The 14,493-nt window shown below is 60.5% G+C and carries 14 protein-coding genes; all 14 read left to right on the forward strand.

Annotated elements, in window-relative coordinates; translation table 11 throughout:
- Window positions 1-42 precede the first annotated feature (42 nt).
- The 14 genes from H0482_RS11715 to H0482_RS11780 all read left to right on the forward strand — a co-directional run bounded on the left by H0482_RS11715 (window position 43) and on the right by H0482_RS11780 (window position 14,191).
- Window positions 43-1,110, forward strand: coding sequence for a LacI family DNA-binding transcriptional regulator (locus tag H0482_RS11715; protein ID WP_193730234.1), 1,068 nt, complete (start codon window positions 43-45; stop codon window positions 1,108-1,110).
- 107 nt (window positions 1,111-1,217) lie between these two features.
- Window positions 1,218-2,492 (forward strand): ABC transporter substrate-binding protein, encoded by a 1,275-nt coding sequence (locus tag H0482_RS11720; protein WP_193730235.1) that lies wholly within the window; start codon window positions 1,218-1,220, stop codon window positions 2,490-2,492.
- A gap of 156 nt (window positions 2,493-2,648) precedes the next feature.
- A complete protein-coding gene (locus H0482_RS11725) occupies window positions 2,649-3,545 on the forward strand; it encodes a carbohydrate ABC transporter permease (protein ID WP_193730236.1) in 897 nt (298 codons plus the stop codon).
- On the forward strand, window positions 3,542-4,369 hold the full coding sequence (locus H0482_RS11730; protein WP_193730237.1) for a carbohydrate ABC transporter permease: 828 nt from the start codon (window positions 3,542-3,544) through the stop codon (window positions 4,367-4,369). The genes H0482_RS11725 and H0482_RS11730 overlap by 4 nt, the downstream gene beginning before the upstream one ends.
- Before the next feature lie 5 nt (window positions 4,370-4,374).
- Window positions 4,375-5,418 carry a zinc-dependent alcohol dehydrogenase gene (locus tag H0482_RS11735; RefSeq protein WP_193730238.1) on the forward strand — a complete coding sequence of 348 codons (1,044 nt, stop codon included), beginning with the start codon at window positions 4,375-4,377 and terminating at the stop codon, window positions 5,416-5,418.
- Window positions 5,419-5,431: 13 nt separating this feature from the next.
- Window positions 5,432-6,202 (forward strand): TIM barrel protein, encoded by a 771-nt coding sequence (locus tag H0482_RS11740; RefSeq protein ID WP_193730239.1) that lies wholly within the window; start codon window positions 5,432-5,434, stop codon window positions 6,200-6,202.
- Between the two features lie 14 nt (window positions 6,203-6,216).
- A complete protein-coding gene (locus H0482_RS11745) occupies window positions 6,217-7,197 on the forward strand; it encodes an ABC transporter ATP-binding protein (RefSeq protein WP_193730240.1) in 981 nt (326 codons plus the stop codon).
- 426 nt (window positions 7,198-7,623) lie between these two features.
- Entirely contained in the window at window positions 7,624-8,949 is a 1,326-nt protein-coding gene (gene ugpB, locus H0482_RS11750; RefSeq protein ID WP_193730241.1) for a sn-glycerol-3-phosphate ABC transporter substrate-binding protein UgpB, read from the forward strand.
- 109 nt (window positions 8,950-9,058) lie between these two features.
- Window positions 9,059-9,943: a sn-glycerol-3-phosphate ABC transporter permease UgpA gene (gene ugpA, locus H0482_RS11755; RefSeq protein WP_193730242.1), complete on the forward strand. Its 885-nt coding sequence runs from the start codon at window positions 9,059-9,061 to the stop codon at window positions 9,941-9,943.
- A 12-nt stretch (window positions 9,944-9,955) separates the two neighbouring features.
- On the forward strand, window positions 9,956-10,804 hold the full coding sequence (ugpE, locus tag H0482_RS11760; protein WP_193730243.1) for a sn-glycerol-3-phosphate ABC transporter permease UgpE: 849 nt from the start codon (window positions 9,956-9,958) through the stop codon (window positions 10,802-10,804).
- A 3-nt stretch (window positions 10,805-10,807) separates the two neighbouring features.
- Window positions 10,808-11,854, forward strand: coding sequence for a sn-glycerol-3-phosphate import ATP-binding protein UgpC (locus tag H0482_RS11765; protein ID WP_193730244.1), 1,047 nt, complete (start codon window positions 10,808-10,810; stop codon window positions 11,852-11,854).
- A gap of 21 nt (window positions 11,855-11,875) precedes the next feature.
- Window positions 11,876-12,622: a glycerophosphodiester phosphodiesterase family protein gene (locus H0482_RS11770; RefSeq protein WP_193730245.1), complete on the forward strand. Its 747-nt coding sequence runs from the start codon at window positions 11,876-11,878 to the stop codon at window positions 12,620-12,622.
- A 16-nt stretch (window positions 12,623-12,638) separates the two neighbouring features.
- Window positions 12,639-13,409: a DeoR/GlpR family DNA-binding transcription regulator gene (locus H0482_RS11775; protein ID WP_193730246.1), complete on the forward strand. Its 771-nt coding sequence runs from the start codon at window positions 12,639-12,641 to the stop codon at window positions 13,407-13,409.
- On the forward strand, window positions 13,406-14,191 hold the full coding sequence (locus H0482_RS11780) for an HAD-IIB family hydrolase (RefSeq protein WP_193730247.1): 786 nt from the start codon (window positions 13,406-13,408) through the stop codon (window positions 14,189-14,191). Before H0482_RS11775 ends, H0482_RS11780 begins: the two co-directional genes overlap by 4 nt.
- Window positions 14,192-14,493: the final 302 nt, after the last annotated feature.

Genomic DNA, 14,493 nt, shown 5'->3' on the forward strand with positions numbered 1-14,493 from the left:
CGGGACCGCTGTGATCCAAGATCGGCGAAACAGAGGATCATATTGTCAGCCAAGACCGCCACACTGCTGGAAGTCGCCAAGCTGGCCGGGGTTTCCACGGCCACGGTCAATCGTGTGCTCAAGCAGCAGGGCTACATCTCCAAGGAAGCCCGCGAAAAGGTGCTGGCAGCGGTGGCCGCGACCAATTACCGGCCTAATGTCGTGGCGCGCAACCTGCGTACCCAGCGCAGCCAGACCATCGGGCTCATGCTCACTGCGATTACCGTCAATCCCATCTTTGTCGGCGTGGCTCATGCGGTGGAAAAAGCGGCCATTGCCGCAGGCTATCGTGTCGTCATTTTCAACCATGGCGGCAGCGAAAGTTATGAACGCCATGGGGTCGAAACCTTTATCGCCCAGCGTGTCGATGCGGTGCTGTTCTGTACCGCCGCCAGCCCCGCCAATATCGAAGTGCTTGAATCGGCTGGCATTCCGACCATCGAAATCGAGCGCTCGCTGACTCATTCGACCCGTTGCGTGCGCGTGAACAATTATGTCGGGGCCCGTGCCGCCATCGACCATCTGGTGAAACTCGGCCATCAGCGCATAGCCTTTGTCGGAGGAGACCCCGGCCTTTATCCGCAGGACGCGGCGCGGCGGCGATCGGTGGAGGACGACCGGCTGGACGCCTATCGCGACGGCATGGCCGCCCATGGCCTTGGCATCCATCCCGACAATGTGCGGCTGGGGCAATATTACGATCTCGACAACGACATTTCCGGCGCGGAAGGGCGGGCTCATGCGACGGCTCTGCTGGCGCTGAAATCGCCGCCCACCGCGATCTTCGCCACCTGCGATATTCTGGCCATGGGCGTGATGCAGACACTCTACAAGGCTGGCAAGCGCGTGCCGCAAGATCTGTCGATCGTCGGTTTCGATGACACTCTGGCACCCTATCTGGCCCCACAATTGACCACCGTCGCCCAGCCGGTCGCGGCCCTTGGTCGCCACGGCTTCGAAATGGCGCTGGCCGCCATCGAAAATCGGCCCATGCTCAATGAAATCATTCTCGAAACGAGCCTGATCATTCGCCAATCAACAGGCCTCGCCCCCGCAACAGCGACAATTTGACACGCCAGCCAACCACATGTTAACCATTAAACATGTCAACGATGACATAAGCGCTTTTGGGGAGAAGCGTCACCCGTAATTGAGCGGGTTCATAGGGAGGATTTATCATGCGGCATAAATTGCTGGCAGCAAGCGCGCTCGCCTCTGCCCTGCTCACTGTTCCGGCCTATGCCGAAACCGTGACTTTCTGGCAGTTCTCGACCAACCCGAACGACATCGCCGCCTGGAACGCGATCATCGACGCATTCGAGGCCAGCCATGAAGGTATCGACGTCGTCATGGAAATCGTGCCCTGGTCGGAACAGCAGCAGCGCCTGGTGACGGCGCTGACCACGGGCGGCCTGCCCGATGTGTCCATGCTCGGCAACAATGTCGTCGCTCAGTTCCAGGCCATCGGGGCGCTGGCCCCGCTCGACGACGCCTTCGCGGCCTATGACGAGGCCAACGGCACCGATGTCGCATCCGACATTTGGCCGGGCGACAGGGGTTATTACCATCTGGACAACCATTGGTGGGCCTCCCCCATCGCCGTGGAGACACGCGCGCTTTATTACCGGAAGGATCTGTTCGAGGCGGCGGGACTTGATCCCAATTCGCCGCCGGATAGCTGGGACGAGTTGCGCTCGGTGGCCAAGACCCTCACCGCCAGTGCGCCGGACGGCACCTATGGCATGGCGCTATCCACCAGCCTCGATTATTTCACCGTCCACAATTTCATGAGCGCCTATCTCGGCTATGGCGCGCGCATGTTGAATGAAGACGGTTCGTGCGGTTTTGACAGCCCTGAATTCCGCGCCGCGCTTGATGTTTATACCGGCATCGCGCTCGACGGCTCGACCCATCCTGACGCTGCCAGTATGAATGGCGACGCCTTCCAGCGTGGCTTCCTCGACGGACGCTACGGCATGATCCTCATGCATCCGAGCCTTTACCGCGACCTCGCGACCGAAAAGCCCGAATGGCTAGACGCCGTGGACATCGCCAAGGTGCCGGCGGGCCCCGCCAATCGTTCCGGTTTTCTCGGGGGCTGGCCGCTGGTGATGTGGGATGCATCCGACGCCAAGGACGCGGCGGGACAATTCATTATGTTCGCTACCCATGGCGATGCGTTCAAGGATCTTGCCGTTGCCGGCGGTTTCATTCCGGGCTCCATATCGCTGGCGCAGGGCGCGCCATGGACCGAGTTCCCATACCCGGTCTTTGTCGAGCAATTGCAGGACGCCCGCGCCTATCAATATCCCAGCGAGGCGATCCCGCAGATGGGTCAACTCGAGGTCGATACCATCCAGAAGGCAGTGCAGGCCGTGGCTCTGGGACAGAAAAGCATCGATCAGGCAACGGCCGACCTGTGCACGGACATCAACACCGTTCTCGCCCGCTAAGGGCGAAAACACCCCGGGCGGTACAGGCCTCCCGCCGCCCGGGTCTTTTTCGGCCATAGGCAGGTTTTCGCAATTGCTTCTGGACACTTCATAGACCACAAGAACAATCCTTGCGGTCTATGAAGAATGACAAGTCGATCGGCTGAAAGCGCATTCATGACCGCTCCTGCATCGGATGGCGAGCCCAGACCTTTCGGCGAATTAGCCCTGCCCTATGCCTTGGTGGCGCCGGCCGTTCTGGTCGCTCTGGCCATTGCCATCCTTCCGCTCCTCTACGCGCTATGGCTGTCGTTTCAGGATTGGTATCTGCTGCGCAATCCGCAGCCGGTCTGGGGTGGGCTGATCAACTATCAGGCGCTGTTTGCCGATGCTGCCCTGTGGCGGGCTTTCGGGCGGACATGGATCTGGACCATCGGCACGGTAGCCGTCGAAGTCGCCATCGCCCTGCCCCTGGCCTTGCTGCTCAATCGCGATACGCCTGTCGCGCGCACGGCATCGGCGCTAATCCTCTTGCCCTGGGTGATGCCCTTCATCGTTCTGGGCTATGGCTGGCGCTTCCTGCTCGACAGCGAGGTGGGGGCTCTGCATTCGCTGTTCCACGTCCTGGGGGTTGCCGGCAATTCCTCTATTCTCAACGACCCAAATCTGGCCTTCGTCATCATCATTTTCATCTCAGGCTGGAAGGGCATGCCCTTCATGGTACTGGCGCTGCTGGCGGCGCTCAAATCGGTTCCGGGAGAGCTCTATGAAGCCGCCGCCATCGACGGCGCATCGCCTTGGCAGCGTTTTCTCACCATCACCTTGCCCGCCATCCAGAACACCATGCTGATCATCGGCCTCGTCCTGGGCATTCTCGCATTCTACAGCTTCGACCTTCCCTGGATCATGACGCGCGGCGGACCGCAGGACGCCACTACCGTACTCGGCATTTCCATGTTCAAGGCCGTATTCACCGACCTGCGCCCCGCCTATGCTGCTGCCATCAGCGTGGTCATGCTGGCCATTCTCGCCGTCGCCGCGCTCCTCTCGCTTAAGCTGCGGAGACGACAATGAACGGGGAAACTGCGATCCGCAGCATTGTGCTCGACGCATTGACCATTCTGGTTTTGGGCCTGGTATTGCTACCGATCATCTGGGTATTTGTCGCTTCAATGCGGCCCGACGCCGACATCATGACCCGCAGCCTCATTCCCACGCGGGTCACCTTCGATCACTTTGCCAATATTTTCGCGCGCGCCGACTTCCTCGCTGCCCTGCGCAACAGCCTGCTGGTCGGGGCCGTCGTAGCCATCTGCACCGTCCTGATCGCCATTCCCGCGGCCTATTCGCTCAGCCGCTTCGCCTATTTTGGCCGCGACGCCATCGGTTTTCTGATCCTCGCCACCCAGATGCTGCCGGCGGTGGCGGTACTGGTGCCCATTGTCGTCATCATTCGCGCGCTGGGCCTGGCCAATACGCTGACCGCCCTCGTCCTAACCCATCTTGCTCTGGGCCTGCCCATCGCCGTCTGGATGCTGAAAGGCTATATCGACGCAGTCCCGCGCGAACTTGAGGAGGCCTCGATCATCGATGGCTCCTCCCAGATCGGCGCCATGTTCCGCATCACCCTGCCGCTTATCCGCCCCGCCGTCGTCGCGGTCGGCACCTTTGCCTTCGTGCTCTCCTGGGGCGAATTCATCCTGGCGCTGGCGCTGATCACCAGCGCGGAGGTCAAGACGCTGCCACTGGCGCTGCAAACCCTATTCGATCCCTATTCCTTCTCCTGGGGCGTGGTCATGGCTGGTGGCGTCGTCATCGCCATGCCGACCGTCATTTTATTCCTCCTCTTTCGCAATCAACTTGTCGGCGGGCTGACCGCTGGCGGCATCAAAGGGTGATCGTCATGTCCATGAGTACCAAATCGCTCTATTTCACCGGACCGCGCGCCGTCGAAATTCGCACCGAAAGCCTCGATGGCCCTGGCGTCGGGCAAGTGCTGCTCAACCTTGAAGTATCCGGCATCAGCGCGGGGACCGAGCTCAATGTCTTTCGGGGTCTGGCGCCGCAATGGCGGCAAGCGATGGATCCGGCGACCCGCCTGTTTTCCGATGCCAATGGCTCGGACTGGTCATGGCCGGCGCGCTATGGCTATGCCGCCGTGGGGCGCGTCGCCGAATTGGGCAGGGATGTTGGTAGTCTTCATCTGGGCGATCTCGTCTTTGCCTATGTACCTCACGGCCAGCACGCAATTGTCGATGCTGGCGCCGTCGTGCAGCTGGGCGATCTCGATGACGCGGAGATCGGCGTCTTCGTCGCCAATCTCAACACCGCCTATAACGGCGTTCTCGACGCCAATATCCCCTTGGGCGCAGATGTGGTCGTGTCCGGCCTGGGCGTCATCGGGCAATTGGTAACGCGCCTGCTCGCCCGCAATGGTGCGCGCCAGATCATCGCCGTGGACACGATCGAGCAACGCCGGCAATTCGCCCTGGCGGGAGGCGCGACCATTGCACTGGACCCGCGCGAAGCCCCTCTTGCCGAGCGCGTTCGCGAGCTGACCGAGGGTCGGGGCGCCGATTATGTCATCGAGGTTTCCGGTGCCGCTCCCGCCCTCAACGAAGCGATCCGCACGGTCGGTTTCAACGGCACCGTCATCGCCATGTCCTGGTATGGCGGCACGTTCGAGAGCCTCAGCCTATCGGGAGAATTCCATCACAACAGGCCGCGCATCATCTCCTCGCAGGTCGGCACGGTGAACCCTTACCTCGGACCGCTCTGGTCATTGGGCCGGCGCGGCAAGATCGCCCGTGAATATCTTTCCGCCCTCGCGTCCGACCTCAAGGGCATCATCACCCACCGCGTACCGCTCGATGAGGCGGGGCGCGGCTATGACCTGCTCGACCAGGGTTCGCCCGAGGTCATGCAGGTTTTGATCGATTATCGCTAACAGGATCCATTTCATGAAACTTTCTGCCTGCATTGAATGGCTGTTCGCCGATGCCAGCGACGACTTTGCCGAGCGCATCCACCTCGCCAAAGCCGCTGGGCTCGACGCAGTCGAGTTCTGGTTCTGGTCTAACAAGGATGTCGACGCCATCGAGGCGGCGCTTAAAGTGACCGGCCTTGGGCTCACCGGCTTCGTGGCCGAGCCGATGGTCGCACTGACCGACCCGGCCAATCACGCCGCCTTCCTCGCCGGACTCGCTAACTCGGTGCAAATGGCGCAGCGGCTCGGCGCCAGGGTTCTCATCGCACAGGCCGGTGATGACCTGCCTGACCGAAGCCGCGAGGCGCAGCACGACGCCTTGGTCGATGGCCTGCTCGCCGCCGCCGATGTGCTGAGAGGCAGTAATGTCCGGCTCGGGGTCGAACCGCTCAACACGATCATCGATCACAAGGGCTATTATCTCTCCTCCACGCGCGAAGCGCTCAATATAGTGGACGAGGTGAATCGACCCGAGATCGGCGTGGTCTATGACCTTTATCATTCTTATGTCATGGGCGAGAAAATCGAGGATGTGCTGAAGGAACGCGTATCGCGCGTCATCCATGCCCATGTCGCGGATCATCCCGGCCGCAACGATCCAGGGCTGGGCGAGATTGATCTCGGCGCCCGTCTCGACTGGCTTTATGCCAATGGCTATGAGGGTGCGGTCGGCCTCGAATACAGGCCTGCCGGCTCTACTGCCGCGGCGCTGGAAAAAGTCCGCGCCGCGCTTGCATCCGCCTGAGCCGGAGACAGGCCATGTCCGACATCAAGATCACGAATCTGCGCAAGAGCTACGGCGCAGTCGAAGTCCTCAAAGACATCGATCTTCACATAAGGTCGGGTGAATTCGTGATCTTTGTCGGTCCCTCGGGTTGCGGCAAGTCTACCCTTCTGCGCTGCATAGCCGGGCTTGAGCGCATTTCCGGCGGCACGCTGGAAATCGGTGGCCGCGTCGTCAACAATGTTCCTGCCAGTAGGCGCGGCATCGCCATGGTGTTCCAGTCCTATGCGCTTTATCCACATATGAGCGTACGCCAGAACATGGCCTATTCGATAAAGCTGCGCCGAGCGCCCCCGGCCGAAATCGAATCACGCGTCACCGATGCGGCTCGCAAGCTGCAACTGGAACCCTATCTTGACCGCTATCCGAAGGAATTGTCGGGCGGCCAGCGACAGCGTGTCGCCATTTGCCGCGCTATCGTGCGCGACCCGCAGGTCTTTCTGTTCGACGAACCGCTTTCAAATCTCGACGCCGCCCTGCGCGTCGCTACGCGGCTCGAAATCGCCCGGCTCAAGGATAGCCTGCCCCAGACTACCATGGTCTACGTCACGCACGATCAGGTCGAAGCGATGACGCTAGCCGACCGCATCATCGTGCTCAATGCCGGCCGCGTCGAACAGGTGGGTACGCCCAAGGAATTATACGAACGCCCGCAATCGCGGTTCGTCGCCGGCTTTGTCGGCTCGCCGAAGATGAATTTCATTCCGGGCGAGGACGGCACCATTATAGGCATCCGCCCCGAAGATATAATTCTGGGTGCCGGCCAGCATCGGGGCAAGGTCAGCCATGTGGAATATCTGGGCGCCGATTCCTTCGTCTTTCTCGACACTGGCCGTGCGGAGCTTCTGACAGTCCGACAGACCAGAAGCGAGGTGCCCGCCATCGGCGCGCTGGTCGCCTACGACTATGACGCCGAGCTCACACATCGCTTTGATGACGAGGGCAGGCGTTTATAGCCGTTCAATTTCGGGCTGGAATCGCCCTCCGCCCATGCATCGCCCGCCTCTGCCATGCAGGGCACAATTCGATAGCTCGTATGGATCGACTGATCGCAGTGCTCGCCGATTCATTCGGCCTCAAGGCGTCAGGAAACCGACGAAATGCACGGGAATGCGCATCGACGCAATGCCCAGCGAGCGCCTGTGTTCACTTGAACTATATGCAATTCGAGCCCGAGATATTCACAGGCGCGGCCATCCAATTTTGTTGTCACAAAACTGCTAAGCACCTGATTTAGAACCCGGTGCGGGTCAGGAATAAGACGACCCTCTCCCCTTTGATGTTCAAATGAACATTTCCTGTTTGCAAAGGAATATTCGATGCTGTCAAATGAAGCCAAGCTCGGGACGAGGAGGTCCCAGCGCAATAATAAGGGAGTGAGCATGTTCAAGAACGTATTGGGCCTGTCTGTGGGACTGGCCGCCATGTTGTCGACCGGCGCCGCCCTCGGTCAGACCGAGATCGCCTGGTGGCACGCCATGGACGCAGAACTCGGCCAGCGCCTTGAGGGCATCGCCCAAGGCTTCAACGAGAGCCAGTCCGAATTCAAGGTCATCCCGACCTATAAAGGCTCCTATCCCGAGACGTTGACCGCTGCGATCGCCGCTTTCCGCGCCAATGAGCAGCCCGCCATCGTGCAGGTCTTCGAAGTGGGCACCGGCACTATGATGGCCGCCAAGGGCGCGGTGAAGCCGGTCTACCAGTTGATGCAGGACAATGGGCAGCCTTGGGATCCGTCAGGCTTCCTGGCTCCGGTCACGGGCTATTATTCTGACCCGCAAGGCAATATCCTGTCGCTGCCGTTCAACTCGTCCACCCCGATCATGTACTACAACAAAGACGCGTTCGAGAAGGCAGGCCTCGACCGCGAAACTGCACCCAAGACCTGGGCGGAGGTTGAGGAATTCAGCCGCAAGATCGTGGATTCGGGCGCAGCCAAGTGCGGCTTCACCACCGGTTGGGTGAGCTGGGTTCAACTTGAAAACCTGTCCGCCATCCACGACCAGCCCTATGGCACGCTTGAAAACGGTTTTGCCGGCATGGGCACGGAGTTCACTTTCAACGGCCCGGTTCAGGTCAAACATTTCGAGAACCTCAAGAAGTGGGCTGACGAAGGCCTGTTCCAGTATGGCGGCCCGGTGGGCGGCCCTGACGCACCGCCGAAATTCTATTCCGGCGAATGCGCCATCTACATGAACTCCTCGGCCTCGCGCGCTGGCGTCATCAATAATGCCAAGGACTTCGAAGTGGGCTTTGCGCCCCTGCCCTATTACGACGACGTGACCACCGACCCGAAGAACTCGATCATCGGAGGCGCGACCCTTTGGGTTCTGAACGGCAAGTCGGACGAGACCTACAAGGGCGTGGCCGAATTCTTCACCTACCTGTCGAGCCCCGAAATCCAGGCCGGCTGGCACCAGGCGACCGGCTATCTTCCGATCACCAACGCCACTTATGAACTGGGCAAGGAACAGGGCTATTACGAAGCCAATCCAGGTTCCGACGTCGCCATCAACCAGATTACTCGTGGCACGCCCACGGCAAATTCCAAGGGCATCCGTTTCGGCAACCTGACCCAGGTCCGCACCGTGATCGACGAAGAATTTGAAGCGTTCCTGGCTGGCTCCAAGTCCGCCCAAGAGGCTCTGGACACCGCTGTTTCCCGCGGCAACCAGATTCTGCGCGATTTCGAAGCGGCAAACCAGTAATCCGTGACGAACCGGCCCCCGTCCCATGGACGGGGGCTTTTCTCACTGACGCATTCGTGCGCCGGTCGGCCTTTTGCGCCCTGACCATTTTCATCGGAGCCGCCCGTCAATGCAGACCAAGCGCACCATTTTTCCGAACAAATTACTGCCCTACGCGCTGCTTGCGCCGCAATTGGCAATAACGATTATCTTCTTCATCTGGCCGGCCCTGCAAGCGGTCAAATCCTCCTTCGAACGCGAAGATCCGTTCGGCTTCCGCACCACATTCGTCTGGTTCGAGAATTATTCCCGCGTCCTTATGGACCCGCTCTATCTCAACTCCGTCGGGCGCACTGCCGTCTTCGCCCTCAGCGTGACACTTTTGTCCATGGGGCTATCGCTGCTGCTGGCGGTCGCGGTGAACCGCGTGCTGCGCACCAACAGGCTCTACACCACGCTGCTGGTCTGGCCTTATGCCGTGGCGCCGGTCGTGGTCGGTATCCTGTGGTGGTTCATGTTCAACCCCAGCATTGGCATCGCGCCCTATATCCTGCGCGGCTTCGGCATCAATTGGAATCACCGCATCGATGGGAACCAGGCCATGCTTCTTGTAGTCATGGCCGCCAGCTGGAAACAGATTTCCTACAATTTCCTGTTTTTCGTGGCCGGGCTGCAATCGGTGCCGCAATCCCTGAACGAAGCCGCCGCCATCGATGGCGCGGGGCCGTTCAAACGCTTCTGGACCATCGTTTTCCCCCTTCTGTCGCCCACGACTTTCTTCCTGCTCATCGTCAACATCAACTACGCCATGTTCGACACGTTCGGCCTCATCGACGCCACGACAGCGGGCGGACCGGCGCAGGCGACCAATATCCTCGTCTACAAGGTCTATGCCGATGGCTTCCTGGGCCTCAATATCGGCTCCTCGGCCGCCCAATCCGTCATCCTCATGCTCATCGTCATCGCGCTGACTGCCATTCAGTTCCGCTATGTCGAGCGGCGCGTGCAGTATTAGGAGGCATAAAGAATGGTCGAAAATCGCCCTGTCCTCACATTTCTCACCCATCTGGTGCTGATTGCCGGCGTTCTGGTTGTGGTCTTCCCGGTTTACCTGGCCTTTATCGCTTCCACGCACGGCATCGGTGACTTCGTCAGCGGACTTGTGCCGCTGCTTCCAGGGCCGCACTTGGTGGAGAATTACTGGCACATGCTCACGGTCGGCATTTCCAGCGCCGGCGCACCGCCGCTCTGGGTCATGCTGATGAACTCCCTAATCATGGCCGTGACCATCGCTATCGGCAAAATCGTCATTTCGCTGCTCTCGGCCTATGCCATCGTCTATTTTAAATTCCCGTTCCGCCTTCTGGCGTTCTGGATCATCTTCATCACTCTGATGCTGCCCGTGGAGGTGCGCATCATCCCGACCTTCGCCGTGGTGGCAAATCTGGGCCTGCTCAATTCCTATCTTGGCCTAACCCTGCCGCTCATCGCCTCGGCAACGGCGACGTTCCTCTTCCGCCAGTTCTTCCTCACAGTGCCGGATGAATTGATGGAGGCCGCCCGCGTCGATGGCGCCGGACCGCTGAAATTCTTCCGCGACATCCTTCTGCCGCTCAGCCGCACCAATATCGCGGCGCTATTCGTCATCCTCTTCATCTTTGGCTGGGTGCAATATCTCTGGCCGCTGCTCGTCACCACCGACAGCCGCTATTACACCATCGTCATGGGCATCAAGCGTCTGGCCGCGACTGCTGATGGCGAGCCGCTGTGGCACCTGGTTATGGCCGCAGTCATGCTGGCCATGCTGCCCCCTGTCCTAGTCGTCATCTTCATGCAGCGCCTTTTCGTCAAAGGCCTCGTGGAAACGGAGAAATAAGCCATGGCAACGATCAGCCTCATCGATCTCAAGAAGAATTACGGCGACGTTCCGGCAGTCAAAGGCGTCAATCTAAGCGTGGCCGATGGAGAACTCATCGTGCTGGTCGGTCCCTCGGGCTGCGGCAAGTCCACCTTGCTGCGCATGGTGGCCGGACTTGAATCGGTCACCTCCGGTGTCATTGAGATCGGCGGCCGCAATGTGGTGAAGGCCGAACCGGCCGAGCGCGACATCGCCATGGTGTTTCAGAACTACGCGCTCTATCCGCATATGAGCGTGCGCGGAAATCTGGAATATGGCCTCAAGAACCGCGGCACGCCGCGCGAGGAAATTGACCGTCGCGTCAAGGAAGCCGCCGACATTCTCGAAATCGGGCCACTGCTGGAACGCAAGCCCCGTCAGCTTTCGGGCGGTCAGCGCCAGCGCGTCGCCATGGGCCGCGCCATCGTGCGCGAGCCGGCTGCCTTCCTCTTCGACGAGCCGCTCTCCAATCTCGACGCCAAATTGCGCGTGCAGATGCGTGTCGAGATTCGCAAGCTACAACGCCGCCTCAAGACAACCAGCCTCTATGTGACCCATGACCAGCTCGAAGCCATGACCCTGGCCGACCGGCTGGTGGTGATGAACAACGGCCTGGTCGAGCAGATCGGCACGCCCACCGAAGTCTATGACCGCCCGGCGACCCTGTTCGTTGCCGGCTTCATCGGCTCCCCGCCGATGAATCTCGTGCCGGTATCATCGCTCTCCGGCGACGTTGCTGGGTTCGGGCTTCCAGCAGGCACCGACATCGTCGGCATCCGCCCCGATGGCTGCTTTCTCGAAAAGCCGAGCGAGCCTTCCCTCACCCTTGACGCCAATGTCGAGCTGCTCGAGCCGATTGGGGGAGAAAGCCATCTGCATGTCCGTCTCAAGTCATCCGGCCAATCCATCGTGCTCAGCGTTCCCGGCAGGCCCGAAATTGCTGAAACAACCAGTGTTCAGGTTTTCGCCAGATTGACTGACCTGCATCCGTTCAACACGCAGACCGGGCGACGCACCGACATCGTCTAGTGCTCAAATAAAGAAAACATCATGACACTCACATCCCTGCCCGGCCCCAGCCGGGATGAAGTCCAGGCCCATCGCGGCGCATCGGCGATTGCTCCTGAAAATACTATCGCCGCCTTTCGAGCCGCAGCGGAAGCGGGCGCGAAATGGGTCGAGCTTGACGTCGCTTTCAGCGCCGACAACAGGCTGATCGTCATCCATGACGACAGCGTGGACCGTACCTCGTCGGGCAAGGGCTCGCTGGGCGCCCTGACGCAGTCCGAAATCGGCGCGCTGGATGGTGGCGCCTGGTTCGATCCGCGCTTTGCCGGGGAGCGCATCCCCACTCTGGCCGAAACCATTGCGGCGCTGGGAGAGTTCGGCCTCAGCGCCAATGTCGAGATCAAGCAGCACGCGCATCACAAGTCGCTTGATCAGCTTGTACGGGCCGTACAGGCGGACATTTCCAAGCGCAGCGCCGACACAAGGATCATGATTTCGAGCTTCGATGCGCAATGCCTCAAGGCCATGCACCAATTGGAGCCGGATCTCGAAATGGCCATGCTCTGGGTACAGGCCCCCGAGGATTGGGAGCAGCAATTGGCCGCGATACCCGCCACGACCATCCACATGCACTACAAGGCGGTAAGCATCGGCCTTTTGGAACATGTGCGCGAGCGCGGCATCAAGGTGCGCGTCTGGACCTGCAATGACCCGATGCAATTGGTGTCTTTCTGGCATGCGGGGCTGACCGGCGTGATCACCGACGATCCGGCGGTTTTCCTCGGATAAGGAGGGGGCGAGCAGCATGCTGTCGGGCCGGCAACGCGATATTCTGGCGCTGGTGGAGGCGGAGGGTGCCCAATACATCGAGGCGCTCGCCGCACGCTATGGCTTGACCACGCAGACTATACGCCGCGACATCAATGCGCTTTGCGATCTCGGCTTTGCCCGCCGTTTTCACGGTGGCGTCGATGCCCCGGTCGAAGCCAGGAACATTTCCATCAATGCCCGCGCCGCGCTCAACAGCGCCGCCAAGCAACGCATTGCCCGGCGGGTCGCCAGCGCCATCACTCCGGGATCAACGGTGTTCATGGGGATCGGCAGCACGGTGCAGTTCGTGGCACAGGCGCTGCGCGACCATGAAGGCTTGAGGGTGGTCACCAATAATATCGACGTGGCACTGATGCTCTGCGACGCGCCGCAGATCGAGGTGCACATGACCGGGGGCCTGCTGCGCCACAATGACCGCGACGTGGTCGGCACCGATACCCTGAATTTCTTCGAGAAATTCTATGCCTCCTACGCGATCATCGGCGCGGGCGCGCTGGACCCGGCCAAGGGCGTGCTGGATTTCAGCTATAGCGAAGCCCAGACCACTTCCACGCTGATCGCCAATTCGCGGACCCAGTTCCTGGTGGCCGATGTCAGCAAATGGAGACGCAATGCCTCCGTGCGCGTGGTGCCGTTCAGCAAGATCAATTGCCTGTTCACCGACATGATCACCGATCCTGCAGCGTCAAAGGCGCTGACCGATGCCGGAACCGAAGTCACATTATGCGGCGAGGACAAGCCATGACCTTCAGGGGATCGGCGCCCACGTCGGCGCAATTGCAGCATGTCCGTTGTCTCTTCACCGATATTGACGACACCCTGACCACATCGGGCCGGCTGCTCCCGCAGACCTATCAGGCCCTGTGGGATCTGCACGATTGCGGCATTCAGGTGGTTCCGGTAACGGGCGGATCGGCGGGATGGTGCGAACATATCGTGCGCGCCTGGCCGGTCGCCGCCGCCATCGGAGAAAGCGGCGCGTTCATGATGACGCTCGACAAGGGGCGGGTGGCGACCGAATTCTGGGAGGATGGGGCGCTCCAGGCCCGGCGTCAGGCCGAGCACAGGCGTGCCATCGAACCGCTGCTGGGCGCATTTCGCCTCGCCCATGACCAGCAATTTCGCCTGGCGGATGTGGCGATCGACATTGCCGGGCAGCCCGGACCGGATATCGAGGCCCTGGCCGGCCAGATCCGGTCGCACGGCGCTGCTGTGGCCATCAGTTCCATCCACATCAACACCTGGATCGGAACCTATGACAAGCGGACCATGAGCGAGCGCCTCTTGGAGCGGCTGCAGATATCGCCGGATGACATCGCACTAAGCACTGCCTTTGTTGGGGATTCGCGCAATGACGCCCCCATGTTCGCCTTTTTCAGCAATACTTTCGGCGTCGCCAATATTATTCCAGTGCTCGATGACATTCCCACCAGGCCGCGCTGGATTTCAGAGCGTCCAGCGGGGCTGGGCTTCGCCGACATCGCCCAAACCCTGCTTGCCGAACGGCGCGGTGCGCCGCTTTCCTGACGTGGTCGGCAACCGCTATTCCTCCCGGAACGCTCGGCTAATCTGATCGGTAAACGGCTTCATAAAATAGGATATCGCGGATTGCTCGTCAGTCTGTACGAACACCTCCACCGGCATACCGGGGACGAGTTCGGCACTGTCCACCGCCTGCTGCTGCACCGCAACTTCGGCCGTATGTCCGTCGTCAGATCATTTGGCGCAGTTTGGGTCTTGGATTAGCGGAGTATCGGCCTCGTCTTTGGGTTGATGTTATGCGGCGAGCTTGCGGTGCTGCAAGCGCCGATGCTGGATGGTTTGTCGTT

Origin of the sequence: Devosia faecipullorum (assembly GCF_015158295.1) — a bacterium.
GTDB classification, from domain to species: domain Bacteria; phylum Pseudomonadota; class Alphaproteobacteria; order Rhizobiales; family Devosiaceae; genus Devosia; species Devosia faecipullorum.

Coding starts and splice junctions, on each gene's coding strand:
- H0482_RS11720 (WP_193730235.1), top strand. CDS start 1,218: ATGCGGCATAAATTGCTGGCAGCAAGCGCGCTCGCCTCTGCCCTGCTC.
- H0482_RS11725 (WP_193730236.1), top strand. CDS start 2,649: ATGACCGCTCCTGCATCGGATGGCGAGCCCAGACCTTTCGGCGAATTA.
- H0482_RS11730 (WP_193730237.1), top strand. CDS start 3,542: ATGAACGGGGAAACTGCGATCCGCAGCATTGTGCTCGACGCATTGACC.
- H0482_RS11735 (WP_193730238.1), top strand. CDS start 4,375: ATGTCCATGAGTACCAAATCGCTCTATTTCACCGGACCGCGCGCCGTC.
- H0482_RS11740 (WP_193730239.1), top strand. CDS start 5,432: ATGAAACTTTCTGCCTGCATTGAATGGCTGTTCGCCGATGCCAGCGAC.
- H0482_RS11745 (WP_193730240.1), top strand. CDS start 6,217: ATGTCCGACATCAAGATCACGAATCTGCGCAAGAGCTACGGCGCAGTC.
- ugpB (WP_193730241.1), top strand. CDS start 7,624: ATGTTCAAGAACGTATTGGGCCTGTCTGTGGGACTGGCCGCCATGTTG.
- ugpA (WP_193730242.1), top strand. CDS start 9,059: ATGCAGACCAAGCGCACCATTTTTCCGAACAAATTACTGCCCTACGCG.
- ugpE (WP_193730243.1), top strand. CDS start 9,956: ATGGTCGAAAATCGCCCTGTCCTCACATTTCTCACCCATCTGGTGCTG.
- H0482_RS11765 (WP_193730244.1), top strand. CDS start 10,808: ATGGCAACGATCAGCCTCATCGATCTCAAGAAGAATTACGGCGACGTT.
- H0482_RS11770 (WP_193730245.1), top strand. CDS start 11,876: ATGACACTCACATCCCTGCCCGGCCCCAGCCGGGATGAAGTCCAGGCC.
- H0482_RS11775 (WP_193730246.1), top strand. CDS start 12,639: ATGCTGTCGGGCCGGCAACGCGATATTCTGGCGCTGGTGGAGGCGGAG.
- H0482_RS11780 (WP_193730247.1), top strand. CDS start 13,406: ATGACCTTCAGGGGATCGGCGCCCACGTCGGCGCAATTGCAGCATGTC.